Here is a 22665-nt window from a genome sequence, read left to right on the forward strand (position 1 = left end):
GGCAATGAGGCTCGAAGACGTCGTTGACAGCGCAAAAGATTTCCTGCATGAATTCAGGTATCAAAAGGGAGGAATTCTGGGGTTTATTTTGCTTCTTCTCCTTATTCTGGCTGCGGTTTTTGCTCCAAACATCACTTCGCCTGATGTACCTGAGAGATGGTCAAAAGAGTTCTGGGTTGAAAACCCTCCGAATGTTCCGCCTACCTGGATAAACTATTTTTCGTCGAAGAAACTGGCCCCCCATGAGATTCTCTCTCTGGATGACATGCAGGTGGAGAAGCTTGATGGTGGGGGAGTGCTGCTCAGGATTGTGTACACAAACACGTATGATGTCCCTCCAAAGGACATAATTCTGCAGGGTTTTAATGTGTCCTCTTCCGATGCGAGAAATAAACCGCTGATGACGATCACTCTGAAAAGGCCGGATGGTAGCGAGGTCGTCCTCCTTGAAGACAGAAGGGTCTCCTCCAATACAGTGATTCAGATAGCGACGAATACCGAGGTGAGAAAAAACGTATTTGAGTGGGCAAAAAAAGTTTCTGGAGCAAAACTGTCTCCTTCGGAAGAAATAAAGCTTCAGGCATTGATGGACACAATGAAAATTCTGTTTGGTAAAGCGGATGAAAATATATTCGAAGGAACGTCTCCCCTGCACGGAGATTACGTATTTGAGGTGAAAATAACGTATCAGGATGGAGACAACTCTCTTGATCTCTCCAACTTAACAGCAATCTTTTCTGGAAGGACCTATGGGTTGATGGGGACTGATAGCAAGGGTAGAGATATCTGGGCCGGACTTGTGTGGGGTACGAGAGTGTCTCTGTCGGTTGGCATTGCGGTCGCTGTGCTGAGCGTCCTTATCGGGATTGTTTACGGTGTTGCAAGTGCATACTTCGGAGGGTGGAAAGACGAGGTCCTGCAGAGATTTAACGAGTTCATGTTCTCCATGCCGGTACTGCCAATACTGATTTTGCTGGGAGCCTATCTGGGCCATGTGGCTCTCTCCCAGATCGTTCTGCTTCTGGTGCTTTTTGGATGGGTCGGTGTTGCAAAGGTTGCGAGGAGTATGGCACTTCAGATAAAGGAACAGACCTTCGTTGAAGCTGCAAGGGCCTTGGGTGCTGGCTCAGGAAGAGTTGTCTTCAAGCACATAATGCCGCAGATAATGCCCTATGCGTTCTCTCAGATGGCTCTTTCTGTTCCGTATGCAGTTATGACTGAAGCTGCCCTGAGCTTCCTTGGCATTGGTGATCCGACGGCAGTAACTTGGGGACAGATGCTTTACGATGCTCAGAACGCTGGAGCCACAATAAATGGATACTGGTGGTGGGTGATTCCTCCGGGCCTGGCGATTGCACTGGTTGGACTGGCTTTCGTGCTGATTGGCGTTGCGCTGGACAGGATACTGAATCCGAGGATGAGGACACTGTGAGGTGTTGAAGATGCTGCTTGAGGTTAACAATCTACGAACTCACTTCTTCACAACGCGAGGTGTTGTCAGAGGAGTGGACGGTGTGAGTTTTACCCTTGAAAAGGGAAATGTTCTGGGTCTTGCCGGTGAAAGTGGGTGTGGAAAATCGACTCTCGGTTATTCGCTCATAAGGCTTGTTCCGCCTCCCGGAAAAATTGTGGGGGGAGAATTGAACTTGATGGTATTGAACTGGCTTCGATGAACGAAAATGAATTCAGGAAGGAGATCAGGTGGAAAAGGATATCCATGGTGTTTCAGGGAGCCATGAACGCTCTGAATCCCGTTTACACTATTGGTTATCAGATGATGGAACCTTTCAGGTATCACACCGATACTCCTGAAAACGAAGCCAAAGAAATCATTGCGAAATATCTCGAGTATGTTGGCCTTGACCCTGAAATCGTGAATAGATATCCCCATGAGCTTAGTGGCGGGATGAAGCAGAGAGTGATGATTGCAATGGCTCTCCTCCTCGAGCCCGATCTGGTCATCGCAGATGAACCCACAACGGCTCTCGACGTCATTGTTCAGGCTCAGATAATCAATCTTCTGAAGAAACTGAAAAAGGACCTTGGGATATCGCTCATTTTCATCACACATGATCTGAGCATTCTGGCAGAGGTTTCTGACAGAATTGCAATAATGTATGCCGGAAAGATTGTGGAGATTGGAGACAGTGACCGAATTTACAAGGATCCAAAACACCCTTACACTCAGAAACTGCTCGCAGCCATTCCGAGAGTCCACGAGAAAGTTGAAAAGCTGGAGTTCATTCCGGGTGCCCCGCCAAATCTGGCAAACCCTCCCTCTGGATGCCGGTTCCATCCCAGATGCCCATATGCGAGCAGGATATGCAGGGAAAAGGAACCGGAGAGGACGATTCTCAGTGATGGGCGGGAGGTTTACTGTCATAATGTTTCAGGGTGATCATTATGGGACAGAATGTGGAGCTGAAGGTCGAGGGACTGAAAAAGTACTTCCCTGTTAAAAGGGGGATAAAAAGTGTACTGAAAAGAGAACCTCCCAGATTTGTCAGGGCTGTGGATGGGATTTCGTTTGAAATAAGAAAGCAGCAAATTTTTGCCCTTGTTGGCGAATCGGGCTGCGGAAAAACAACAACAGGAAAGCTGATAATGAAACTTATCGAACCGACAGAAGGAAGGATTTTTCTCAGAGGGAAGGATGTATCTCATCTCAAATCGAAAGATGAGGTACTGAAATACAGAAAGACGGTTCAGATGATATATCAGGATCCTTTTTCATCCATCAATCCGAGATTCAGGGTATATGATGTTCTGGAAGAGCCCCTTATAATCCACGGAGTGGGCGGTAGCAGGTCAGAAAGGGAGGAACTCATACACAGAGCGCTTGAGCTGGTGAGGCTGACACCTCCAGATGAGTTCGTGAGCAGATTTCCTCACATGCTCAGCGGAGGACAGAGACAGAGAGTTGCGATTGCGAGAGCGATAATTCTGAATCCCGAGTTTGTGGTTGCAGATGAGCCGGTTTCCATGCTTGACGTTTCAATCAGGGCTGAAATTCTTGAGCTTATGAGGAAGCTGAGAAACGATCTCGGTCTGACCTATCTCTACATCACTCACGACCTCTCAACGGCAAGATACTTCTCAGACTGGATTGGGGTGATGTATCTCGGCAGGATAATCGAGATGGGAGAGGTTGACAGGGTGATAGACAATCCGCTACATCCGTATACAAAGGCGCTGCTTGAAGCAGTTCCGGAGCCTGACCCCGGAAGGAAGGATATTATCAAAATGCTCCCCATAAAGGGTGAGGTTCCAAGTGCCATCAATATTCCTCCAGGATGCAGATTCCACCCCAGGTGCATCCATGCAAAAGAAGGTCTGTGTGATGTTAAACACCCAGAAACTATTGAATTTGAGAAGAATCATTACGTTGAGTGCCATCTTGCCGGGAGCGTATGAGCCTCAAAACCGACATCAGGAAATTTTTGAAACTTTTAAGATTTAGAGAGGTAAAAGTCGGATTGCTGATGCTTGTCTTTGCTGCGGTACTGGCACTGATTTCGATGTATCCATCTTACGTGGGTTTTTCTCTTTCCGGGAGCCTGGAAAAGCATGATGTGATGAGTGTAAATGAAATGCTACCTTCTGGAGATCTGAGGAGTGGTAAGGTTGTGCTGAGGTCAAATTACTCAAAGATTGTTATCTCCTCCACCAATGCCACTATTGAAGAAACTTTTACCGGGGAAAAGATACTGGATCTCACCCAGTCCCGGCTCAAAATCTCTGTTGTTGAGGGTGCTGTAGACTATACCCTCACAGGAAGTGTTGTTAGGTATCCATATTCTCTCCTGGGATATCTGGCTTTAGTTCTGATGGTTTCAGGCTCGATAATCGCCAACATCGGGCTGATGAAAATATTTTCAGAGCTTTAATCTGGTATTTGGGCTAAATTACTGACTTTTAGCATGGTTTCCGACCACAGGTCTCGTCCAGTTGCCAAAAAGTATCCACCAGAGTGCTACTGCTCCAGTTATGTAATTGCTTATGGCCATTCCAATCCACAAACCCTTAACGCCCAATCCTGCTGTAATCGCAAACAGATATGCCAGACTGTTCCTCAGAACCCAGAGCCTCAACAGCCCGAACAGCATAACTGGCTTGGTATGTCCCGAGCCCCTCGCGATGGCTCTTGATGTGAGGTAAACTGTGAAGAAGATGACTGACGGACCCATTATCAATATAAAATCTGCAACCTGGTTTATAAGCTCCTCATCTCCCGGCGAAAATAGGGTTGCAACCTGATATCTGAACGGTATCAGCACGAGTATGCCGACAGCCATTATGGCTGAACCGTAAACAGAAGTTCTCTTTGCGATGCTCCTGGCTCTCGTGTACATTCCGGCTCCGAGACTCTGCCCTATCATTGTGGATGTTGCTCCAAGCATTCCCGCTATGAATACATGGAACAGGCTCAGTAACCTGTCCGCAATTCCCCATGCTGCGAGAGGTGCGGATCCGAGGATGCTTATGATGTGAACAAGAATGACAAAACCACTCGCCTCTCCTGCGGTCAGAGCAGAGATGGGATATCCTATTCTGGCAATCTGAACGATGAAGTCCCTGTCCGGTATGAGTGCACTGAGGGTCAGGTAATGGCCCTCAACGCCTTTCAGTGCAATATATGATATCGATACGGCGGCCACAATCAACTCACTGATCACAGTTGCTATTGCAGCACCCACTACCCCGAGAGCCTCAATCCCAAAATATCCGAATATGAATACCGGATCCAGTACGACGTTGATAATAACTCCAAGACTTCTGATCTTCAGTGGAGTCATCGTGTTTCCCGCGGCGGCATAAATTGCAGAAAAGCTCTCATAAATTGCGATGAAAGGTATGCCAAGCGAGATTATTCTGGCATAACCCGCAGCGTATTCGAGTGTGGTTTCCGGTACACCCACAACCGACAGAAATGTCCTAACAGCGAGGAAACTCACGGCAGCTATTGGTATGCCAAACATTATGGAGAGTGTAAGCACCTGACCTCCTGCCTTGGTTGCTCTGCTGTAATCGCCCATGCCCCAGTACTGCGATACAAGTGCAAGCCCCGCAGAGAACACACCTGCTGCAACAGAGACTATCAGCCAGATAACTGGCCAGGATGCACTTACAGATGCCAGAGCGTCTCTACCCACTCTTCCAAGCCAGTATATGTCTGCCATTGAATACATTATGTTCAGCGCTTCACTCACTGCTATTGGCATTCCGAGCTTCACCATCACTTTCAGAATGCTGTCCTCGAGAACCCAGTTGTTTTTGCGTTCGCCGTCCGGTACGAATTCTCCCACGAAAATTGAAAGTTGTCTGGTTAATAAATATAATTGTTCTTCTATAATCAATTGAATTTTTGCAAACTGGCATATATCAAAATCTTCTCTTCTGTGCTGCATGCCGGGGTGTCGTTTCACGCCGGATGGTTGGGATAATCATTCTGACGAAACACTTTTCAAACTCTCGCGTGATTTCACTTCAGCCCCCGTAGGGTAGTGGATATCCTGAGGGTCTCCGGAACCCTCGACCCGGGTTCAATTCCCGGCGGGGGCGTTGCTCAATAAATTATGGGTGCTCCTGACTACTTTGTTGGTTTGTGGAGCATCATCTCCGCCATTGTTCTGAAATTCATCCAGCCTTTTAGCTGATGGTTTGTTTTTTTTTGGTTTGATTCCCGAGCTGGTGTTCAAATTCCTCTTTAGTTACGGCTGTCCAAGCAATGTAATCCGAGGTTTGTTTTTTCGATTTGTTGTACGCATATTTTTCCCGCAGAAAATGAATAATGATTGCTTTGGCCAGGTGTGTGCTGGACATCTGGCAACTGTTTATTTTGAACCAGTTGGGTAGCATGTTTGAATTTTCTGGTTTTTTGTTATGCCATTATAATTATAATTTTATTCCCGTTAATTTTTTAACAAGTATTTATTTTATTAAATTCTCCAACCATATTCTTCACCATATCGAACTAATTAGAAACGTTTAAATATGATGAATTTCACACTTTGAAAAATCGGGTGAAGATGATGCGAAAATCGATACTTTCTGGCATTCTGGTATTTTTTATTTTCAGCCTTACGGGTGTTGTCAGTGCAGAATACGATCCTCCGGGGCCTCCAGCAGTTGAAGTGAGGGTGTTGCTGCTCAGCTTCACCCCGCTCGACAACTTCGACGACGGGTGGAATGGGAAGTCTGACATTCGTTTCGAAGCCTCCGGCAGCGCGAGGGATGGGAAAGGATACAGCACCTACTTTGAGTACGATCACGACTCAGTGAAAGGAAAAGTCGTTCCCAAGAACAAGGAAGGTAAGAATGTGATGTACGTTCTGTATACGGTGAGGGAGTGCTGGCCTGTGGATCTTGAAGTGGAGATTAAGGCCACTGACATAGACAACCCACCAGTTGATCCTGACGATGTTCTTGGCAGTGCCAAGTTCACAGTTGACAAGATGGTTAAAAAGAAGTACTATAACGTCGTAATTCCTGGAAAGTTCGTTGTCAATGTTTATGTTGAGGCAGTTCCGGTTAAGGAGGATTCTGATAAATGTGCTTATTTCTTCGACCAGCCTGAAGCGAAGTCGAGCAGCATAGTCACGAAGAGCGGAGCAAACATTTACGATTTTGAGTTTGCCAACATGCTCAAGATGTGGATAGCTGACAGGGGCTTTGCGAACATGCTCATTTTCTTCCAGCAATGCTTCGGAGGTGGGATGACGGACGACATCCTGAGGAAGATTGATGGCGATATTGCGATTACTTCGGCTGCGAAACACGATGAGGTGGCTTATGGCTACAATGAAACAAGTGTCGGGGTGAAGGTCGATCCGTTTTCGAGGGAGGTAATGGAGGGACTCAAGAGCGGAAAATCTGCCAAAGAGATTGGCAGAGATGTTGAGAGGAATGACGATTATGGTGTGTATGCCAAGGGGAGATACAGCGGAGATGTGCAGAAAAGCAGAGAGCATGTTCAATACGCTTCCGAGGGCGATGGGGACAAAGTTAGGCTTGGAAAGAAGGCTGACGGGAGCGATGTGAGAAGCAAGCATGCGATAGTGTTTGCTGGCGATCCTGACGACACCTACGACTGGACTGAGGTAAAGGGATTTGTGGACATGCTCAAAAGCAAAGGCTTTTCTGACGAAGATATTGTGGTGCTGGCAGGTTCCGGAAGAAGCTCTGTAAATTCTTATGTGGATGGACCGGGAACAAAGCAGGCTTTATGGAATGCGATAAGGGAACTTTCGGGAAAAATGAATAAAGATGAACAGCTCGTAATATTCGTCACAGATCATGGAAATCTTGAAACAACAGATAGGGCTCTGGATAGGCTCATAAATGACCCGGTTAAACAGCCGATCCCTCCAAGGAATGAGGAGCTGGGTGACGGAAGATGGGTTCTTGACGAGGAATTTCTTGAAATCCTTAATGAAACCGACGGCAACATCCCGTACATCAGCCTTATGGTCACTCCCCTTCCGGAAGTTGTTGCAGAGAATCTGACTTCTGAATTTCTTGGACATCTGACTCTATACCTGAACGGATTCGAGCTTGAACCCGAAATAATTGAGCCAGTGTATGCACTTGACGAAATTCCAGATCTTGATGCATTTGAGGTTGTTTTTCCAGTTTACGATGAAGAGCTTTTGGGCAGTGAGAACATCATAGAACTGTCTTTCGATAATTCTGATCTGTTTCAGCCTTTTACGGTGGAAATGCTCATAATATCCACCGGGGGCATTCCAAGGGTCATCGATGTTGAAGAGATACCGGCCGAAAAGACGCCACCAGCCCTGATGCTCGAACTCACCCCGGTTTTTGATGTGGTAAATGAAACTCTGATTCTCTCTGACAGCTCCATCCTGACTGAAGATGAGATTTCCGGGTTGATCTCCCGAGATAGTCTCTTCGCCCTGATGGTGGAGAAGAAAGACTGGTACAACAACAACACGCATCTGGCTCCGGGGTTCATAAAGGACTGGCTCGGCAACACGAGGGTGAATGTGGAGATTCTGATGGATGACGGCAGCGTGATGGACATTTACGTGGTTACAGAAAATGCCTACATAAATGAGTTCGAGAGGGGGAAGCTTGACGACGCGAATGCAAAAGCGAGCCTGAGTGAAGAGACGGTCAGAAGGGTGATAAGTTCAGACGACCCTGTGGCTGAGGTTCAGAAAGCTTACAGAGGTGGTGATATTCAGTATTCGGGAGTGGGTTTTGTCGAAAGCGTGAAGGTTGAGGTGGTGAAGATAATCGTGAAAATTTACTTTGCCATAAGTGACATACTGGGATGATCTGGATGAACATAACAGCTGCCCTCCTTATTTTCGCGCTCCTGCCTCTAAGCTTCTTCATCTCCGGGTGCAGCGAGGATGGAACTGGCCAGGAAAAAATTCAGGATAGTGCTGACAAGATTTCCGGGATGATAAATGCTGCAGATGCAAGTGTTGAGGAAAGCATGGAGGCTATTGTAAATGGCGCCTACGATGAAGCGAGAGTTTCTGCAATTAAAGCAAAAGAGTATGTTGGGGAAGCGAGGAAGATTTACGGAGACGTAAAGCCTTATCTGAGCAAAGAAAATTCGAAGCTCTTCGAAACGCTCATCGAGTACGAGGACAGGTGGGCGACACTCACATATAAAACCGCAAACGTCAGGGAGCTTGGCAGCACACTCTCTAACCAGCTGCTTGAGGAAAATGTTGAGCTTGCCCTTCCAAAGGTCGAGCTTCTTGAAAGGGCTTACAGGGAGAATGCGGATGACTGGAAAGAACTTGCCGACTTTCTTAACGCCAACATCAATACTCTGCAGAATGTTGGCATAGACAAAGGTGAGGTGGAGGCGATTTATGCACTGTCCACATCGACCTATGAGCTTGCCGACTCTCTTTCCGAGTACAAAATCTTGCTGAAGGCTCAGGTGGAGAGTTACACGCCTGTTGCGGAGAGGGAGATTCTGGGGAAGGAGAATACGGGCTTTGAGCTTATCCCTGTGGGTGTTGCAAGCTTTTTCGAGAGTTTTGATTCTGACAAAAATGGGAAGCTTAGCATCGGAGAGGCTCAGGAGTTCTTTTACTGGGTGGAAAACAATGTGGCTTACAGATATGACGATGAAGATGCTGGGAACACGGTTGTTGGTTTTGAGGTGGGTGATGGCAGGGAAGGTGGAGACTACCGGCAGACCCCTGCTGAAACCCTCACCGAAAAAGCTGGAGACTGTGAGGACATGGCGACGCTTGAGGTAGCGTTTTACAGATACTTCGGCATAGATGCATATGTGGTTGGAGTAGATGCATCCACTCCGGGTTGGGTGGATCACGCAGCAGCAATCGTCAGGATAGGAGATAATGCTGAAAGCTTTGAGGAGACACTTGGAAACCTGCTCTACTACAAGCTTGAAAACGTCAAGGACGTTTACGGGAATGAGGTCTCTCCGGGAGTATACATGATAGTGGACAACTCCTATTCCGGGGCTTTCGGATACATAAGTGGTGGAGTTGAGGAAGGGACCTTCACCTTGTACTGCGTCATACCTCTTGACAGGGGTTATGGAGATGAGTGGAACGGGATAGTTGAGAAGTGCGTGAGCATGGATTAGTATCGCAATTGAAATTTAATACAAAATTTAAGCTTCTTCCCAAATCGCACCTCCGCCAATCAAAAGTACATTAACAGCTACGAATTTGTAAACAGACCTCCTCGTATAGCGATGCGAATTCCTCAATCCGAGTGATTTGGCAATCTTGACAGATACCCTCACGAGCTTAGCGGAGGAGAGCTGCAGAGAGCTGCCATTGCGAGAGCTATATCTCTGAAGCCGGAATTTATTGTATGCGACGAACCAACCTCAATGCTCGATGTATCCACGCAGGCCTCAATAATCCACCTTCTAATGGAACTGCAGAGGAAATTCAAAGTGGCGTATCTTTTCATAACTCATGATGTCGAGCTTGCAAAGTTAATTGCGGACAGAATAGCGATTATGCATGACGGCAGGGTGGTGAAGGTAGTTGAGAATAATGGGGGCATTAAAAACGCTGACCTGCTTTCGGAAACACATACTCTTTCGACTTTTTAGATTTATGGGTCTCTGAGCCTGTGTTTGCTTGCCTTTAACCACAGGCAGGGATTGGCTAATCAATCCTGCCCTTCGTGCTCCTTACGTCTTCAGCTTCCTTCAAAGCCTGTCTTAACGCCAGAGCGAGAGCCTTGAATGCGCTCTCCATCTTGTGGTGTTCGTTCCTGCCCTTCACCTGAATGTAAACATTAACGCCGGCATTCCTGCAGAATGTGTCGAGGAAATGAACGGCGTTCTCTCCCCTTATTCCAGCATCTCCAAACTCTCCTTCAAGGACGAAATAGCCCCTCCCGCTTATATCAACTCCGCAAATGGCCACGCTTTCGTCCATCGGCACGATTGCCGAGCCGAACCTGGATAACCTCTTCCCCTCGATTGCCTTTTTGAATGCCCTTCCGAGGGTTATTGCGACATCCTCCACCGTGTGGTGCTCGTCAACGTGCAGATCCCCTCTGGCTTTGATCTCAAGCCCGATTCCCGAGTGAAAGGCGAAGCTTGTGAGCATGTGGTCAAGGAAGCCTATTCCCGTATCTATTTCAATCTCCCCACCTTCGAGAGACAGCTTCACGACAACTTCAACCTCTCTCGTCTTCCTCTCAACCCTGGTCATTTCAATCCTCCTCCAGGGGCAGCACATCTTCCAGCCTGAGTTTCCCGGTGTACAAAGCGCTGCCGATAACCACTCCGGCCGCACCGGCATTTTTAACCTTTTTGACGTCCTCTATGCCTGTTATCCCTCCTGACACTATTACTGGCCTGTTTGCAGCATCTACGACCAGCTTTATGGCATTCTCATCTATCCCCTTCATCAGACCCTCAACGTCCACATTGGTGAAGAGGAAGCTGACGTCAAAGTCTGAGTACATCCTCATGACCTCTAAAGGGCTCAGGCAGGTATTTTCCTTCCAGCCTTTCACGACAACCTTTCCATTCCTTGAATCTATCGCCACCATAACTCTTTCCGGATATTCGTCCGCAAGACTTTTCACGTCGTCCGACATCTCTATTGCCATTGTTCCAACGATAACTCTCTCAACTCCGAGGTCGAGCAGTCTTTTTGCCACTTCAATGCTTCTAATTCCTCCCCCGACCTGAACCTCTGCGAGCTCCGAAATTTTCAGTATCAGGTCTTCGTGAACGAGCCTCCCCTTAAAGCTTCCGCTCAAGTCCACCACATGGAGGATTTTCGCCCCTCTTTCAACCCAGGCTTCCGCGACATTTACCGGATCATCGCTTTCGAAAATAATGTCGTCCTCTTTTCCCTGTCTGAGCTGAACGCACTTTCCATCTTTGATATCTACGGCCGGAATGATTCTGAACATTCTTTCAACTAAGTGCTATAATAAAATAAAAAAGTTTCGAGGAAAAACCTTAGTATTTTATTTTTGGCTTTCTGTAATTTTTTCTGGGAGTGTCCAGCAATTCTTCGAACTCCTCATCGCTTAAAGGCCTGAAATCGTCAAATCCATTGTACCTTTTCCTGCCTTTCAAGCCCGATCTGCCCCTCGTTCAGTTTTTACTGAGCTATTGGCAAACAACACATATATATTTCTTTTGCTGATTTGGACATCTATGCAATCTCTTTTAAAGTAGCTAAAAATTATAAAATATTAGTATACTATATTTCTTATTTTAGTTTTATCTTGTGTTTCTTCTTGAATTCGAGTTTTATCTTGAGTTTTTTGCTGCTCTCATGTTCGACCTCCACCTCTACAGGGAAACCATAGTCGAACTTCACTTCAATGTTGTCAACAAGCATGTGTATTGCATTTTCCTTTTCGATCTGTTCTGCGAGCGATTTCAGGAAGGACAGGAGTTCCTCCTTTGACATGTGTGTTTCGAATTCAACTTCTGCAGTATCGGCCTCTCTCTTTGCGTCTTTACCGCTTATTTCGATCATGCTGTCACCCGTACTGAATTACGATACGAAAGATATAAATTTTCTTAGGAATTTTATACTTAATATGAGTGATTTGCTGGATGCCCTTGGTTCCAAAAAGAGATTGATGATTCTTAGGAGTCTTAGCAGAGGGAATAGGTGTGTTAGCGAACTTATGGATGAGCTGAAAATGGATGGAAAGACAGCAAAATATCATCTGGACAAACTTGAAAGACTGGGAATTGTGTCGAGCTATTTTGAAGGTAAGAGAAGGTATTACCAGCTTGTGAAAGAGGTTGTTATCATGATTTCGCCGCCACCGAACAGGAAATTCGTTGTTGCAGCTTTGGAAAAACACTCATCAGAAATAAGTTTATAATTCCAGAACATTACTTGTCTGGGATGGAAATAGCGATACCCTCAAGTTCTTTAATAAATGAAAGGGATGAAAAAATAAAAATCTACAAAATCGGGCAGATTGCGAGAGCCTGCTCGATCTTCCATGTTAAAAGAATTTATATCTATCCTGATCCCGACTTTGATGAATCTGGTCTCATTAAGGAGGTTCTGGAATACCTTGAAACTCCTCAATATCTTCGGAAATACCTTTTCCCTTTAAAAAAAGAACTCAAATTTGTTGGAACACTACCTCCTTTAAAAATACCATCTCATAAGCCAAAAGATTTAAAAATCGGTGAGGTGAGGGAAGGCATAATCGTCAGGGTTGCTCCTGACGGCACTGCGTGGGCTGATATAGGTACAAAAGCCCTGGCCCTCTACCAAGGAAATGCAGAAAAGGGGGCCCGCGTGACCGTCAGGATCTGTTCGAAGAAGCCGTTGGTGGTAGAAGAGGCGAAGCCGGAAGAGTACTGGGGATATGAGGTTAGGAAAATTCGGCTTGAAAAGCTGGTGAGAAGGGAGGATGCAGTAATCACCTCCCGCAAAGGTATGCTTCCTCGGCCTGAGGAAGTAAAGACCAAAAGGCTCCTGATTTTCGGGAGCCCGGCAGAGGGAGTACACGAAATAGCCGAAAAACTCGGAATACTCCTGGAAAATGTGGATGTGTGGAATATGTTTCCAAATCAGGCTACGCAAACTGTAAGATTGGAAGAGGCAATATTGGGAAGCCTTGCGATTGCAAACTATCTGAAGTGGGTGGTATGAAATGAAGGAACACAGGCCAAGAAGAGGTTCGCTGGGATTTTCTCCCAGAAAGAGAGCGTCCAGTATCATTCCAAGGATAAGGGCTTGGCCCGTAACCAATGATGTCAAACCGCTTGGTTTTGCCGGATATAAGGCCGGAATGACTCATGTTGTGATGGTAGATGATAGAAAGAACTCCCCAACCTATGGAGAGGAAATAGTGGTGCCTGTAACTGTGATAGAGGCTCCACCCATGAAAGTGATGGGTGTGAGGGTGTACAGAGAGACGCAGTACGGCCTGCAAATAGCCGGAGAGGTGTGGGCCACCAACCTCGACGAGCACCTTGCAAGAAGGCTCAACCTTCCAAAGAACGGTAAAAGTGCAGAAGAGCTGAAGAACATCGAAGACATTGCAGAAGTCAGGCTCATAACTTACACCCAGCCGTACAAGGTTACGGGAGTACCCAAGAAAGTTCCGGATGTGATGGAGCAGAAGGTTGGGGGAGATGTGAACTCTGCTCTCGATTATGCAGTTTCAAAACTTGGGAGCGAGATTAGGGTCTCTGAGGTGTTTGGTGAGGGTGCGTTCATAGATGTTCTCAGCATAACCAAGGGCAAGGGCTTTCAGGGTCCAGTTAAGAGATGGGGCGTCATAACTCTCAATGCGAAGCATGCAAGAAGCAGCAAGCACAGGAGGGTCGGAACCCTTGGTCCATGGAACCCGCATCACGTCAGGTGGACGGTTCCACAGGCCGGACAGATGGGTTTCCATCAGAGAACCGAGTACAACAAGAGAGTGCTGAAGATTGGCGAAAATGGTGATGAAGTCACACCTGCTGGAGGATTCCCCCACTACGGTGTGGTTAAGAATGACTATGTGCTTGTTTCGGGCAGTGTACCGGGACCTGTCAAGAGACTCGTCAGGATGAGAGATGCAATAAGACCTCCGCGCAATGTGTATGAGGGTATAAACCTGGTTTACGTAAGCACGTCATCCAAACAGGGTAGGTGAAGAGCATGAAGGCCAAGGTTTTTGATCTTAATGGAGAAGTGGTTGAGGAAATCGAACTGCCGTCAGCATTCAATGAGGACTTCAGACCGGATCTAATCAGAAAGGCAGTTCATGCAATTCAGAGTCATAGAAGGCAGCCTTATGGTCCAAATCCGCTTTCAGGTACAAACTATGCTGCTGAAAACTGGGGCCCAGGCCATGGATATGCAAGGGTGCCAAGATGGAAAAATGGTAGCAGGGCTGTGAAGGTCCCGCAGGCTGTTGGTGGTAGAAGGGCGCATCCACCGAAAGTGCAGAAGAAATGGGATGAAAAGATTAACAGGAAGGAAATGAGGAAAGCCCTGAAATCTGCACTATCTGCGACACTTGATCCAGAAATCGTCAGTGCGAGGAATCACGTTTTTGAAGGTGACCTGCCAAAAATCGTTGTTGATGATTTTGAAACTCTTGAGAAGACCAAGGATGTTGCGAACGCTCTCAAAGCTCTTGGAGTATTCGGAGATGTGGAGAGGGCAAGAGCAACAAAGAGAGTCAGGGCTGGAAAAGGCAAGATGAGAGGCAGGAGATACAAGATGAAGAAGAGCGTGCTCATTGTAACTGGAAATAACTCCAAGGTTCTGAGGGCAGCGAGAAACCTCCCGGGTGTTGATGCTGTTGAGGTCAGAAACCTCAACGTTGAACTCCTGGCTCCGGGTGGACATGCCGGGAGGCTGGTTGTTTATACGAAATCTGCTGTAAACTATCTGGGGGAGTGGTTATGATACTCAAGGCATTCCTGATTACGGAAAAGACGACAATGCTCCTCGAGAAAAACGTTCTTACTGCGATAGTGGACATCAGAGCCGGCAAAAAGGAGATTGCGAAAGAAGTGGAAAGAAGATTTGAGGTTGAAGTAGAGAAGGTCAACACCCTTATAACGCCCAAGGGTGAGAAGAAGGCATACATAAAACTGAAACCCGAGTATTCTGCTGAAGAGCTGCTTTCAAAACTGGGTGTATTCTGAGGTGATATAAATGGGTAAGCGTATAATATCACAGAATAGGGGAAAAGGAACTCCCACTTACAGGGCTCCATCTCACAGATACAAGGCTGATGTAAGGCATCTCAAATTCACGGGGGACGTTGTTGAGGCAAAAATAGAAGACGTTGTCCATGACTCAGCCAGAAACGGTCCTCTGTTCCTTGTAAGGCTTCCGGATGGAAGAAAGGAATACGTTCTTGCTGTGGAAGGCAAGGGTGTTGGGGACAGAATTCAGGCCGGAGAAAAGGCTGAGATTGATCTTGGCAATGTTACCTATCTCAAAAACATCCCCGAGGGAACACCGATATGCAACATTGAGCACATTCCGGGTGATGGTGGCAAATTTGCAAGGGCAAGCGGAACGTATGCATTCGTTGTGGCTCATGAGGAAGACAGAGTGCTGGTTCAGCTTCCGTCAGGCACGATGAAGTGGTTCAACCCGATGTGCAGGGCAATGGTCGGTGTGGTGGCTGGAGCAGGAAGAGCAGACAAACCGTTTGTCAAGGCAGGAAAGAAGTATCACAAGATGAAGAGCAAGGCAGCAAAATGGCCTCGTGTGAGAGGTGTGGCAATGAATGCTGTGGATCACCCATTTGGTGGTGGTAAGCATCAGCATGTTGGTAAGCCCAAGACAATCAGCAGAAACGCTCCTCCAGGAAGGAAGGTAGGTAGTATTGCTGCAAGAAGAACGGGTGTGAGGCGATAATTATGGCGCTGAAGAGTAAGGTAGTCAGGCCGAAGGAATTCAGATATCGCGGTTACACGCTTGAAGAGCTGCAGAAGATGTCACTTGAGCAGATTGCTGAGCTTCTACCAGCGAGAGAGAGGAGAAAAATAAAGAGAGGCTTCACGGAACAGGAAGAAAAATTCCTGAGGAGGCTCAGGAAGAAAGGAACGGCAAGGACACACTGCAGGGATATGATTGTGTTGCCCGAAATGGTTGGCAAGGTCATTTTCGTCTATAATGGCAAGGAGTTCGTCAGGGTTGAGGTGAAACCAGAGATGATCGGACACAGACTCGGTGAGTTCGCGCACACAAGGAGATTCGAGAAGCATTCTGGACCTGGTGTTGGTGCTACCAGAAGCAGTAAATTTGTGCCACTGAAGTGATGACCTATGGCGAGGGTTAATTACGCTTACAGGCCAAAGGATGAGCTGAACGCAGCAAAAGCGATGGGCTACGAGATGCCAATATGCTTCAAACATGCTGTGGAAATCTGCAGAGCAATTAAAGGAAAGAAAATAGACGACGCAATCGAATACCTTGAGGACGTTGTTGCAATGGAGAGAGCAGTTCCCTTCAAGAATCACAAGAAAAAGGTAGCTCACAAGAAAGGCCTTGAGAAGTGGTATGCTGGCAGATATCCTGTCAAAGCATCCACCTACATTCTCAAGGTTCTTGAGAACCTGAAAGCGAATGCTGAATACAAGGGACTTGAACTTAACAGGCTTGTTATAACGCATGCACAGGCTAAGAAAGGCAGAGTGATCAAGAGGTACATGCCGAGAGCGTATGGTAGGGCTACTCCGAAGTTTAAGATTCTCACGACAGTAGAAATTGTGGCCGAGGTGCGATAATGGCGGTGGAAAGAAAATTTGTTGAGGAAAGGGTTAGGAAGCTCAGGGTCAAGGAATGGATAGTCGATGAGGTCAGGAACGCAGGGTTTGGTGGAATAGATATTGTTAGAACACCACTTGGAACTCAGGTAACCCTCTTCGTCGAGAGACCAGGTCTCGTGATTGGCAGGGGTGGAAGAAGAATAAAGAAGCTCACTGACAGACTCAAGGATTTCGGCCTCGACAATCCTCAGGTTGCGGTTGATGAGATTAAGAAGCCAGAGTTTAATGCCCAGCTCATGGCATCTCTCCTTGCAAGAGCTCTTGAGAGAGGATGGTATTTCAGGAAGGCAGGATACAGGTTCCTTTACAGAATAATGGACGCCGGTGCAAAAGGGTGCGAGATCGAGATAAGCGGAAAGCTCACGAGTGAGAGAGCAAGAACTGAGAAGTTTGTGGCAGGGACGGTCATTCATACCGGTGAACCGGCTGAGAGCATGGTTGACGAGGGCTTCGATATTGCGATCAAAAAACTGGGTGTTTATGGCATCAGAGTCAGAATAATCCCGCCAGATGTTGAACTGCCGGACGAAATCTATGTCAGGGATGTAGAGGTACAGGAAGAAGAGCCGGAACCTGTTTCTGAGCAGAAGGAAGAGGTGAGTGCGAATGAGGATGCAGGAGATCAGGGAAATGAGTAAAGAGGAAAAACTAAAAAAATTGAACGAACTGGAGAACGAACTTTTGAGGCTGAGGACTCTCGTAAGGAGCGGTGGAGCGCTGGAGAATCCGGGTCAGCTAAGGGCTGTAAGAAAAGACATCGCAAGAGTAAAGCTCGCTCTGAGAGAAGAAGGCTACAGGGTATAAAGGTGCTGGCGAGGGACTGGATTGGACTGAGTGTTGAGGTGATGGAGAGTCCTAACAAATTTGAAACGGGTCTGAAGGGCATGGTGGTTGATGAGACGATGAAGACGTTGAAGCTGAAGACTGAAAATGGCCTCAAGGTTGTTGCCAAGGAAGGGCGGAAGTTTGCAGTAACGGTTGAAGGACGCAGATATCTTGTCGATGGCAGTCTGATCACCTTCAGACCCGAAGAAAGAATAATGAGAGGTATGATGCTCGTAAGCAGAATGAAAGGGTGATGGTGGATGAGAGATATTGGAATTAATGTTAATCCTCCTGAAAAGGAATGTAACGACAAAAACTGTCCGTTTCACGGGAGTCTTTCTGTGAGGGGTCAGATATTCAGAGGACGGGTTGTAAAGACCTACGAGAAATCTGCCGTGATTGAAAGGGAGCTGATCAGGTACGTGCCAAAATATGAAAGATACCTGAAAAAGAGGAGCAAAATGCATGCGCACAACCCTCCATGCATAGATGCCAAGCCAGGAGATATTGTAACGATTGCTGAATGCAGGCCGATAAGCAAGACAAAAAGCTTTGTGATAGTTGAGAGGGTGGTGGAGGAATGAAGGCGAAGAAAGCGGTCGTTCCAAGGGCGTTACCAACAGGGGCAAGACTGGTCTGTGCAGACAATACAGGTGCAAGGGAGCTTGAGATAATTGCTGTTAAGACTTACAAGGGTGTGAGGAGGAGATATCCTGCTGCAGGGGTTGGTGACATCGTTGTTGTCAGTGTTAAGAAGGGCAGTCCCGACATCCGAAAGCAGGTTCACTACGCGGTTATTGTTAGACAGAGGAAGGAATATCGCAGGCCTGATGGAACAAGGGTCAAGTTTGAAGATAATGCTGCGGTGATCACAGATCCAAGTGGCAATCCCAAGGGTACTGAGATAAGAGGGCCTGTTGCAAGAGAAGCAGCTGAAAGATTCAGCAAAATTGGCTCAATAGCCACGATAATTGTGTGAGGTGGTACCATGTCAAAACAGCCCAGAAAGCAGAGAAAGAAGATATATGAGGCAAAACTCCATCAGAGGCACAGATTCCTTCATGCGACCCTCTCCAAGGAATTGAGGCAGAAATATGGCAAGAGGGCTATCAGGATAAGGAAAGGGGACAAGGTTAAGGTGATGAGAGGCAACTTTGCGGGACATACCGGCAAGGTTCTCGAAGTTGACATGAAAAGACTCAGGATTCTCATCGAGGGTGTTGTGGTCAAGAAAGCGAACGGAGAGGAGGTTTCCCTGCCTGTCCATCCATCCAACGTTATGATTGTCGAGCTTGGAGAGGGAGATGAGGTTAGAGAAAAAATCCTTAAGAGGTGATTTTCATGCATCAGAAAAGATTAAGCGCACCGAAGACCTATAAAGTTCCAAGAAAGGTTAAAAAATGGTTGGTGAGACCGTCACCGGGTCCTCATGATAGGAATGCTCTTCCGCTCTTAGTGGTCGTGAGGGATTTCCTCGAACTTGCCGATACGGCAAGAGAAGCGAGGAGAGTGATTGCCAGTGGCGAGATTCTGGTTGACGGCATTCCCCGGAGGGACTACAAATTCCCGGTAGGCCTTTTCGATATAGTTTCTGTTCCAAAAATGGACGTAAATTACAGGATCGTCTTTGATGAAAAGGGCAGGTATGTTCCAATAGTAGTGGATGACCACGATAAGAAACTTTACAGAATCAGCAATAAAACCACGCTTAAGGGTGGAGTGGTCCAGCTTAACCTCTTTGATGGGACGAACATAATCGGTTCAAACGAATTTAAAACAAAAGACAGTGTTCTGGTTAAGATTCCCGAAAAGGAAATCCTGCAGCATCTCAAATTCGAAGAGGGCGCTCTTGTAGTTGTTACCGGAGGCACACATGCTGGTGAACTTGCAAGGCTCAAGTCTTACAAGGTGGTCAGAGGTTCTGCACCAAATCTCGTGACAATTGAGATCGGGGGCAGTGAGTACACAACGGTTGAACAGTATATCTTCGTTGTTGGTTCAAAGGATGATGAAAAACCAGTGATCGATCTGGGGGTGTAGCTGAATGAATCCGATGAGAGAAGTGATAATTGACAAGGTCGTTATAAATATCGGAGTTGGAGAGAGCGGAGAAAGACAGAAGAGGGCTCTTCAGCTCCTTGAGGAACTCACCGGAAAGCAGCCAACCTCAACATATTCAAAGAAGACGATCAGAAACTTTGGAATCCGAAAAGGTGAAGCAATAGGTGCTAAAGTAACGCTTAGAGGCGAAGATGCTCTTGAATTCCTGAAGAGGGCTCTGACTGTAAAGGAGTTCAGGCTGAGCAGAAGACAGATTAGCGATGGAAACTTTTCATTCGGCATTCAGGAACATATTGACCTTCCAGGTGTGGATTACGATCCGGATATGGGTATATATGGAATGGATGTTGTGGTGTCTCTCAAGAGAAGAGGCTACAGGGTTGCGAGAAGAAAAATTGCGAAGAGCAAGATTGGTAAGTCTCATAGGGTAACTAAGGAAGATACGATAGAATTTCTCAAATCACTCGGTGTGGAGGTTGAATGATTATGGCGAAGGAAAGAACCAAGAGGTTTGGTAGAAACGCTAATCCCTGCAGAAGATGTGGGAGAAAAAGAGGCGTAGTGAGGAAATATGGACTTTACCTCTGCAGGCAGTGCTTCAGAGAGGTTGCTAAGGAGCTTGGTTTTAAGAAATACTGGTGAGGTGATATAATGCAGCTTGATGCAGTATCAAACGCAATGTCTGCAATAAAAAATGCAGAGGTCATCGGAAAATCAAAGGTGGAAATAAGGCCAGCTTCAAAGCTTGTCGGTAAGATACTTGCGGTCATGAAGGATTATGGATACATTAATGGCTTTGAAGTCAAAGATGACCCCAAAGGTGGTGCAATTGTGGTTGAACTCAGTGGGAGAATCAATGACTGTGGAGCAGTGCGGCCGAGGTTTTCGGTAAAGAGAACGGAATACGAGAAGTTCGAAAAGAGATATCTGCCTGCGAGAGATTTTGGAATCCTCATTGTCTCGACGACCGAAGGTGTGATGTCCCAGAAAGATGCCATAGAAAGAGGACTGGGCGGGGTTTTGCTTGCTTACGTCTACTGAGGTGGTTGCAATGGAAGAAAGGTTTGTAGAGGTACCAGAAAATGTCACCCTCGAAATTCAGGGAGATGGAATTAATGGATATACTATCAAGGTTAGCGGACCAAAGGGGAGCAATGAGCGATTTCTGAAGTACAGGGGCATTTTCATTGAAAAACTCGACGGAAAGGTCAGAGTGTACACCGAGGATAGAAAGTCGAAGGTCAAGGCAATGGTGGGTACTTTTGCGGCTCACATCAATAATCTGATCAGAGGCGTTACGGAAGGATTTGAATACAGGCTCAGAATACTCTATTCTCACTTCCCCATGAAGGTGAGGGTTGAGGGCAGGGAAGTAATTATCGAGAACTTTCTTGGGGAAAAACATCCAAGAAGGGCAAGAATATTTGGCAGAGCTGAGGTAAAGGTGCAGGGTAATGAAATTATCGTAACCGGTGTGGACAAGGAGGAATGCGGTCAGACAGCAGCAAACATTGAGCAGGCTACAAAGAAAAAGAATCTGGATATTAGAGTGTTCCAGGATGGAATTTACATTGTTGAAAAGCCGTGAGGTGGTTTGAATGAATCCAAATCTGCCAAAGGAAAAAGTTAAGCTTCTAAGGCTCAGGAGAAGGATGAAATCGAGAAAGCCCGAATTCAGACACTTTGAGGCTCATAAAAAACTCAAGCTTAGGGATCTTGGATGGAGGAGGCCGAGGGGCAGACACAGCAAGTGGAGAGAAAGATATGGTGGGAAGTGGAGTGGCAGAGTACTCCCGAATCCGGGTTTTTCATCACCTGCTGGAGTAAGAGGGTTGCATCCCTCGGGATATGAGGAGGTATTGGTTCACAACCCCAAGGAGCTTGAGAATGTAAACCCTGAGTTTCAGGCCGTGAGGATTGCATCAAGGGTTGGGCTTAAAAAGAGGCTGTTGATTGAAGAAAAGGCCAAGGAATTGGGGATAAAGGTGCTCAATCCGGTTAAGGGTGATTGAAATGAATCTGAAATTCCAGAGGAAGTTGGCAGCGGAGATACTTGATTGTGGCGTTCACAGGGTCTGGATGGATCCCGATGCTCTTGACGAGATTGCGGGCGCAGCAACAAAAGAGGACGTGAGAGAATTAATTGAGAGAGGTCTGATAAAGAGAAAGCCAGTTAACGGTATAAGCAGGGCGAGAATAAACAAGAGAAAAGCCCAGAGGAAGAAAGGAAGACGGAGAGGTCATGGAAGGAGGAAGGGAAGAGCCACTGCAAGAATGCCCAGGAAGAGGGCATGGATCATCAGGATCAGAGCGCTGAGAAAGAGGCTCAGGCAGCTTAAAAAGGAGGGGGCTCTTGATGCTAAGACTTACCGGATGCTTTACAGGAAGGCAAAGGGTGGCGAGTTCAGGAGCATAGCACACCTTAATCAGTATCTTGAAACACATGGTTTGCTGAGGTGATTTAAATGGCAAAAGGTCCAGCATATAAGGTTCCGTACAGGAGAAGGAGAGAGGGCAAAACAAATTATCGAAAGAGGTTGAAACTCCTCCTTTCAAGAAAACCAAGACTGGTTGTCAGAATTACGAATAAGAGAGTCATTGCTCAGATTGTGGATTACCATCCAGATGGAGACCGGACTCTCGTTTATGCGGATTCAAAGGAGCTCGAAAAATATGGATGGAAAGGGGATCTGAATAACACTCCTGCTGCGTATCTCACCGGCTTGCTCATTGGTAAGAAGGCGCTTGATGCGGGGATCGAGGAAGCAATCCTTGATATTGGTCTGAAGACTCCATCAAAAGGCGCGAGAATCTTCGCTGTGCTTAAGGGTGCAGTTGAAGCAGGCCTCGATGTTCCGCATAGCGACGGGATACTGCCTGATGATTCCAGGACCAGGGGTGAGCACATTGCGCAGTATTACGAACAGAACCCAGAGAAATTCTCAGAATACGAAAAGAGAGGGTTGAAGCCTACAGAACTTCCCGGACATGTTGATGATGTAAAATCAAAGATTATGGGGTGA

General features: G+C 46.8%; 32 protein-coding genes, 1 tRNA gene and 2 pseudogenes. 31 read left to right on the plus strand and 4 right to left on the minus strand.

All coding sequences use genetic code 11. From position 1 onward, the window contains the following. Window positions 1-4 precede the first annotated feature (4 nt). The 4 genes and pseudogenes from GACE_RS10810 to GACE_RS10825 all read left to right on the plus strand — a co-directional run bounded on the left by GACE_RS10810 (window position 5) and on the right by GACE_RS10825 (window position 3887). Window positions 5-1432, plus strand: a complete 1428-nt coding sequence (locus GACE_RS10810) for an ABC transporter permease (RefSeq protein WP_048093929.1) — start codon at window positions 5-7, stop codon at window positions 1430-1432. 1 nt (window position 1433) lies between these two features. Then, window positions 1434-2398: pseudogene (locus tag GACE_RS10815) on the plus strand (ABC transporter ATP-binding protein). A gap of 5 nt (window positions 2399-2403) precedes the next feature. After that, window positions 2404-3414, plus strand: a complete 1011-nt coding sequence (locus tag GACE_RS10820; protein ID WP_048093358.1) for an ABC transporter ATP-binding protein — start codon at window positions 2404-2406, stop codon at window positions 3412-3414. Then, window positions 3411-3887, plus strand: coding sequence for a hypothetical protein (locus tag GACE_RS10825; RefSeq protein ID WP_048093361.1), 477 nt, complete (start codon window positions 3411-3413; stop codon window positions 3885-3887). Before GACE_RS10820 ends, GACE_RS10825 begins: the two co-directional genes overlap by 4 nt. Window positions 3888-3905: 18 nt before the next feature. On the opposite strand, the gene GACE_RS10830 is transcribed toward GACE_RS10825, so the two are convergent. Next, a complete protein-coding gene (locus GACE_RS10830) occupies window positions 3906-5306 on the minus strand; it encodes an MATE family efflux transporter (RefSeq protein WP_048093362.1) in 1401 nt (466 codons plus the stop codon). A gap of 184 nt (window positions 5307-5490) precedes the next feature. Here GACE_RS10830 and GACE_RS10835 point away from each other — a divergent pair. The 5 genes and pseudogenes from GACE_RS10835 to GACE_RS10855 all read left to right on the plus strand — a co-directional run bounded on the left by GACE_RS10835 (window position 5491) and on the right by GACE_RS10855 (window position 10081). Beyond that, a tRNA-Arg gene (locus tag GACE_RS10835) sits at window positions 5491-5562 on the plus strand. Window positions 5563-6032: 470 nt separating this feature from the next. Then, window positions 6033-8300, plus strand: a complete 2268-nt coding sequence (locus GACE_RS10845) for a C13 family peptidase (RefSeq protein WP_048093366.1) — start codon at window positions 6033-6035, stop codon at window positions 8298-8300. Window positions 8301-8305: 5 nt separating this feature from the next. After that, window positions 8306-9601, plus strand: coding sequence for a transglutaminase-like domain-containing protein (locus GACE_RS10850; RefSeq protein ID WP_158413843.1), 1296 nt, complete (start codon window positions 8306-8308; stop codon window positions 9599-9601). A gap of 156 nt (window positions 9602-9757) precedes the next feature. Then, window positions 9758-9841, plus strand: a pseudogene (locus GACE_RS11980) (ATP-binding cassette domain-containing protein); the annotation flags it as partial. A gap of 12 nt (window positions 9842-9853) precedes the next feature. Further along, complete coding sequence (locus GACE_RS10855) at window positions 9854-10081, plus strand: hypothetical protein (RefSeq protein WP_052400305.1); 228 nt, start codon at window positions 9854-9856, stop codon at window positions 10079-10081. A 55-nt stretch (window positions 10082-10136) separates the two neighbouring features. On the opposite strand, the gene hisB is transcribed toward GACE_RS10855, so the two are convergent. The 3 genes from hisB to GACE_RS10870 form a co-directional block, all read right to left on the minus strand. Beyond that, window positions 10137-10691, minus strand: a complete 555-nt coding sequence (gene hisB, locus GACE_RS10860; RefSeq protein ID WP_048093933.1) for an imidazoleglycerol-phosphate dehydratase HisB — start codon at window positions 10689-10691, stop codon at window positions 10137-10139. Window position 10692: 1 nt separating this feature from the next. Continuing rightward, window positions 10693-11403, minus strand: a complete 711-nt coding sequence (gene hisA, locus GACE_RS10865; RefSeq protein WP_048093370.1) for a 1-(5-phosphoribosyl)-5-[(5-phosphoribosylamino)methylideneamino]imidazole-4-carboxamide isomerase — start codon at window positions 11401-11403, stop codon at window positions 10693-10695. Window positions 11404-11708: 305 nt separating this feature from the next. Then, on the minus strand, window positions 11709-11981 hold the full coding sequence (locus tag GACE_RS10870) for an amphi-Trp domain-containing protein (RefSeq protein ID WP_048093372.1): 273 nt from the start codon (window positions 11979-11981) through the stop codon (window positions 11709-11711). 64 nt (window positions 11982-12045) lie between these two features. Between GACE_RS10870 and GACE_RS10875 the strand changes: the two genes are divergently transcribed. Genes GACE_RS10875 through GACE_RS10980 form a run of 22 tightly spaced genes read left to right on the plus strand, consistent with a single transcriptional unit; the run spans window position 12046 to window position 22665 of the window. Next, a complete protein-coding gene (locus tag GACE_RS10875; RefSeq protein ID WP_048093374.1) occupies window positions 12046-12339 on the plus strand; it encodes a metalloregulator ArsR/SmtB family transcription factor in 294 nt (97 codons plus the stop codon). A gap of 23 nt (window positions 12340-12362) precedes the next feature. Then, window positions 12363-13124 carry a putative RNA uridine N3 methyltransferase gene (locus GACE_RS10880; protein ID WP_048093376.1) on the plus strand — a complete coding sequence of 254 codons (762 nt, stop codon included), beginning with the start codon at window positions 12363-12365 and terminating at the stop codon, window positions 13122-13124. Window position 13125: 1 nt separating this feature from the next. Then, entirely contained in the window at window positions 13126-14115 is a 990-nt protein-coding gene (locus tag GACE_RS10885) for a 50S ribosomal protein L3 (RefSeq protein WP_048093378.1), read from the plus strand. Between the two features lie 5 nt (window positions 14116-14120). After that, entirely contained in the window at window positions 14121-14876 is a 756-nt protein-coding gene (rpl4p, locus tag GACE_RS10890; RefSeq protein ID WP_048093935.1) for a 50S ribosomal protein L4, read from the plus strand. After that, a complete protein-coding gene (locus GACE_RS10895; protein WP_048093380.1) occupies window positions 14873-15118 on the plus strand; it encodes a 50S ribosomal protein L23 in 246 nt (81 codons plus the stop codon). The genes rpl4p and GACE_RS10895 overlap by 4 nt, the downstream gene beginning before the upstream one ends. Before the next feature lie 10 nt (window positions 15119-15128). Beyond that, window positions 15129-15842 carry a 50S ribosomal protein L2 gene (locus GACE_RS10900; protein WP_048093382.1) on the plus strand — a complete coding sequence of 238 codons (714 nt, stop codon included), beginning with the start codon at window positions 15129-15131 and terminating at the stop codon, window positions 15840-15842. Between the two features lie 2 nt (window positions 15843-15844). After that, complete coding sequence (gene rpsS, locus GACE_RS10905) at window positions 15845-16246, plus strand: 30S ribosomal protein S19 (RefSeq protein WP_048093384.1); 402 nt, start codon at window positions 15845-15847, stop codon at window positions 16244-16246. Between the two features lie 6 nt (window positions 16247-16252). After that, window positions 16253-16714 carry a 50S ribosomal protein L22 gene (gene rplV / locus GACE_RS10910; protein ID WP_048093385.1) on the plus strand — a complete coding sequence of 154 codons (462 nt, stop codon included), beginning with the start codon at window positions 16253-16255 and terminating at the stop codon, window positions 16712-16714. Continuing rightward, window positions 16714-17394: a 30S ribosomal protein S3 gene (locus GACE_RS10915; RefSeq protein WP_048093386.1), complete on the plus strand. Its 681-nt coding sequence runs from the start codon at window positions 16714-16716 to the stop codon at window positions 17392-17394. The genes rplV and GACE_RS10915 overlap by 1 nt, the downstream gene beginning before the upstream one ends. Further along, a complete protein-coding gene (gene rpmC / locus GACE_RS10920; RefSeq protein WP_048093387.1) occupies window positions 17363-17560 on the plus strand; it encodes a 50S ribosomal protein L29 in 198 nt (65 codons plus the stop codon). Before GACE_RS10915 ends, rpmC begins: the two co-directional genes overlap by 32 nt. A gap of 2 nt (window positions 17561-17562) precedes the next feature. Beyond that, entirely contained in the window at window positions 17563-17835 is a 273-nt protein-coding gene (locus GACE_RS10925; protein ID WP_052400306.1) for a ribonuclease P protein component 1, read from the plus strand. A 6-nt stretch (window positions 17836-17841) separates the two neighbouring features. Beyond that, window positions 17842-18165 carry a 30S ribosomal protein S17 gene (locus GACE_RS10930; RefSeq protein WP_048093388.1) on the plus strand — a complete coding sequence of 108 codons (324 nt, stop codon included), beginning with the start codon at window positions 17842-17844 and terminating at the stop codon, window positions 18163-18165. After that, window positions 18162-18560: a 50S ribosomal protein L14 gene (locus tag GACE_RS10935; RefSeq protein ID WP_048093389.1), complete on the plus strand. Its 399-nt coding sequence runs from the start codon at window positions 18162-18164 to the stop codon at window positions 18558-18560. Before GACE_RS10930 ends, GACE_RS10935 begins: the two co-directional genes overlap by 4 nt. Window positions 18561-18569: 9 nt before the next feature. After that, complete coding sequence (gene rplX / locus GACE_RS10940; RefSeq protein ID WP_048093391.1) at window positions 18570-18917, plus strand: 50S ribosomal protein L24; 348 nt, start codon at window positions 18570-18572, stop codon at window positions 18915-18917. A 5-nt stretch (window positions 18918-18922) separates the two neighbouring features. After that, a complete protein-coding gene (locus tag GACE_RS10945; protein WP_048093940.1) occupies window positions 18923-19621 on the plus strand; it encodes a 30S ribosomal protein S4e in 699 nt (232 codons plus the stop codon). A gap of 4 nt (window positions 19622-19625) precedes the next feature. After that, complete coding sequence (locus tag GACE_RS10950; protein WP_048093393.1) at window positions 19626-20126, plus strand: 50S ribosomal protein L5; 501 nt, start codon at window positions 19626-19628, stop codon at window positions 20124-20126. 2 nt (window positions 20127-20128) lie between these two features. Next, window positions 20129-20284, plus strand: coding sequence for a 30S ribosomal protein S14 (locus GACE_RS10955; RefSeq protein ID WP_048093941.1), 156 nt, complete (start codon window positions 20129-20131; stop codon window positions 20282-20284). 9 nt (window positions 20285-20293) lie between these two features. Continuing rightward, window positions 20294-20683 carry a 30S ribosomal protein S8 gene (locus tag GACE_RS10960; protein ID WP_048093395.1) on the plus strand — a complete coding sequence of 130 codons (390 nt, stop codon included), beginning with the start codon at window positions 20294-20296 and terminating at the stop codon, window positions 20681-20683. Window positions 20684-20693: 10 nt separating this feature from the next. Continuing rightward, the gene (locus tag GACE_RS10965; protein WP_048093943.1) at window positions 20694-21230 is read left to right on the plus strand and encodes a 50S ribosomal protein L6; all 537 of its coding nucleotides are present in this window, start codon (window positions 20694-20696) and stop codon (window positions 21228-21230) included. Between the two features lie 10 nt (window positions 21231-21240). Further along, a complete protein-coding gene (locus tag GACE_RS10970) occupies window positions 21241-21654 on the plus strand; it encodes a 50S ribosomal protein L32e (protein ID WP_048093397.1) in 414 nt (137 codons plus the stop codon). A gap of 1 nt (window position 21655) precedes the next feature. Further along, window positions 21656-22102 (plus strand): 50S ribosomal protein L19e, encoded by a 447-nt coding sequence (locus GACE_RS10975; protein WP_048093399.1) that lies wholly within the window; start codon window positions 21656-21658, stop codon window positions 22100-22102. Window positions 22103-22107: 5 nt separating this feature from the next. Continuing rightward, the gene (locus GACE_RS10980; protein ID WP_048093401.1) at window positions 22108-22665 is read left to right on the plus strand and encodes a 50S ribosomal protein L18; all 558 of its coding nucleotides are present in this window, start codon (window positions 22108-22110) and stop codon (window positions 22663-22665) included.

Origin of the sequence: Geoglobus acetivorans (assembly GCF_000789255.1) — an archaeon.
Classification (GTDB): domain Archaea; phylum Halobacteriota; class Archaeoglobi; order Archaeoglobales; family Archaeoglobaceae; genus Geoglobus; species Geoglobus acetivorans_B.

What these genes read in the sequence shown, in the direction of transcription:
- GACE_RS10960 (WP_048093395.1), top strand. Translation starts at nt 20,294, where the DNA reads ATGCAGCTTGATGCAGTATCAAACGCAATGTCTGCAATAAAAAATGCA.
- GACE_RS10895 (WP_048093380.1), top strand. Translation starts at nt 14,873, where the DNA reads ATGATACTCAAGGCATTCCTGATTACGGAAAAGACGACAATGCTCCTC.
- rpsS (WP_048093384.1), top strand. Translation starts at nt 15,845, where the DNA reads ATGGCGCTGAAGAGTAAGGTAGTCAGGCCGAAGGAATTCAGATATCGC.
- rpmC (WP_048093387.1), top strand. Translation starts at nt 17,363, where the DNA reads ATGAGGATGCAGGAGATCAGGGAAATGAGTAAAGAGGAAAAACTAAAA.
- GACE_RS10810 (WP_048093929.1), top strand. Translation starts at nt 5, where the DNA reads ATGAGGCTCGAAGACGTCGTTGACAGCGCAAAAGATTTCCTGCATGAA.
- rplX (WP_048093391.1), top strand. Translation starts at nt 18,570, where the DNA reads ATGTCAAAACAGCCCAGAAAGCAGAGAAAGAAGATATATGAGGCAAAA.
- GACE_RS10880 (WP_048093376.1), top strand. Translation starts at nt 12,363, where the DNA reads ATGGAAATAGCGATACCCTCAAGTTCTTTAATAAATGAAAGGGATGAA.
- rplV (WP_048093385.1), top strand. Translation starts at nt 16,253, where the DNA reads ATGGCGAGGGTTAATTACGCTTACAGGCCAAAGGATGAGCTGAACGCA.
- hisA (WP_048093370.1), bottom strand. Translation starts at nt 11,403, where the DNA reads ATGTTCAGAATCATTCCGGCCGTAGATATCAAAGATGGAAAGTGCGTT.
- GACE_RS10845 (WP_048093366.1), top strand. Translation starts at nt 6,033, where the DNA reads ATGCGAAAATCGATACTTTCTGGCATTCTGGTATTTTTTATTTTCAGC.
- GACE_RS10870 (WP_048093372.1), bottom strand. Translation starts at nt 11,981, where the DNA reads ATGATCGAAATAAGCGGTAAAGACGCAAAGAGAGAGGCCGATACTGCA.
- GACE_RS10825 (WP_048093361.1), top strand. Translation starts at nt 3,411, where the DNA reads ATGAGCCTCAAAACCGACATCAGGAAATTTTTGAAACTTTTAAGATTT.
- GACE_RS10915 (WP_048093386.1), top strand. Translation starts at nt 16,714, where the DNA reads ATGGCGGTGGAAAGAAAATTTGTTGAGGAAAGGGTTAGGAAGCTCAGG.
- GACE_RS10930 (WP_048093388.1), top strand. Translation starts at nt 17,842, where the DNA reads ATGAGAGATATTGGAATTAATGTTAATCCTCCTGAAAAGGAATGTAAC.
- GACE_RS10975 (WP_048093399.1), top strand. Translation starts at nt 21,656, where the DNA reads ATGAATCTGAAATTCCAGAGGAAGTTGGCAGCGGAGATACTTGATTGT.
- hisB (WP_048093933.1), bottom strand. Translation starts at nt 10,691, where the DNA reads ATGACCAGGGTTGAGAGGAAGACGAGAGAGGTTGAAGTTGTCGTGAAG.
- GACE_RS10855 (WP_052400305.1), top strand. Translation starts at nt 9,854, where the DNA reads ATGCTCGATGTATCCACGCAGGCCTCAATAATCCACCTTCTAATGGAA.
- GACE_RS10950 (WP_048093393.1), top strand. Translation starts at nt 19,626, where the DNA reads ATGAATCCGATGAGAGAAGTGATAATTGACAAGGTCGTTATAAATATC.
- GACE_RS10900 (WP_048093382.1), top strand. Translation starts at nt 15,129, where the DNA reads ATGGGTAAGCGTATAATATCACAGAATAGGGGAAAAGGAACTCCCACT.
- GACE_RS10875 (WP_048093374.1), top strand. Translation starts at nt 12,046, where the DNA reads ATGAGTGATTTGCTGGATGCCCTTGGTTCCAAAAAGAGATTGATGATT.
- GACE_RS10885 (WP_048093378.1), top strand. Translation starts at nt 13,126, where the DNA reads ATGAAGGAACACAGGCCAAGAAGAGGTTCGCTGGGATTTTCTCCCAGA.
- GACE_RS10935 (WP_048093389.1), top strand. Translation starts at nt 18,162, where the DNA reads ATGAAGGCGAAGAAAGCGGTCGTTCCAAGGGCGTTACCAACAGGGGCA.
- GACE_RS10965 (WP_048093943.1), top strand. Translation starts at nt 20,694, where the DNA reads ATGGAAGAAAGGTTTGTAGAGGTACCAGAAAATGTCACCCTCGAAATT.
- GACE_RS10820 (WP_048093358.1), top strand. Translation starts at nt 2,404, where the DNA reads ATGGGACAGAATGTGGAGCTGAAGGTCGAGGGACTGAAAAAGTACTTC.
- GACE_RS10850 (WP_158413843.1), top strand. Translation starts at nt 8,306, where the DNA reads ATGAACATAACAGCTGCCCTCCTTATTTTCGCGCTCCTGCCTCTAAGC.
- GACE_RS10955 (WP_048093941.1), top strand. Translation starts at nt 20,129, where the DNA reads ATGGCGAAGGAAAGAACCAAGAGGTTTGGTAGAAACGCTAATCCCTGC.
- GACE_RS10970 (WP_048093397.1), top strand. Translation starts at nt 21,241, where the DNA reads ATGAATCCAAATCTGCCAAAGGAAAAAGTTAAGCTTCTAAGGCTCAGG.
- GACE_RS10980 (WP_048093401.1), top strand. Translation starts at nt 22,108, where the DNA reads ATGGCAAAAGGTCCAGCATATAAGGTTCCGTACAGGAGAAGGAGAGAG.
- rpl4p (WP_048093935.1), top strand. Translation starts at nt 14,121, where the DNA reads ATGAAGGCCAAGGTTTTTGATCTTAATGGAGAAGTGGTTGAGGAAATC.
- GACE_RS10945 (WP_048093940.1), top strand. Translation starts at nt 18,923, where the DNA reads ATGCATCAGAAAAGATTAAGCGCACCGAAGACCTATAAAGTTCCAAGA.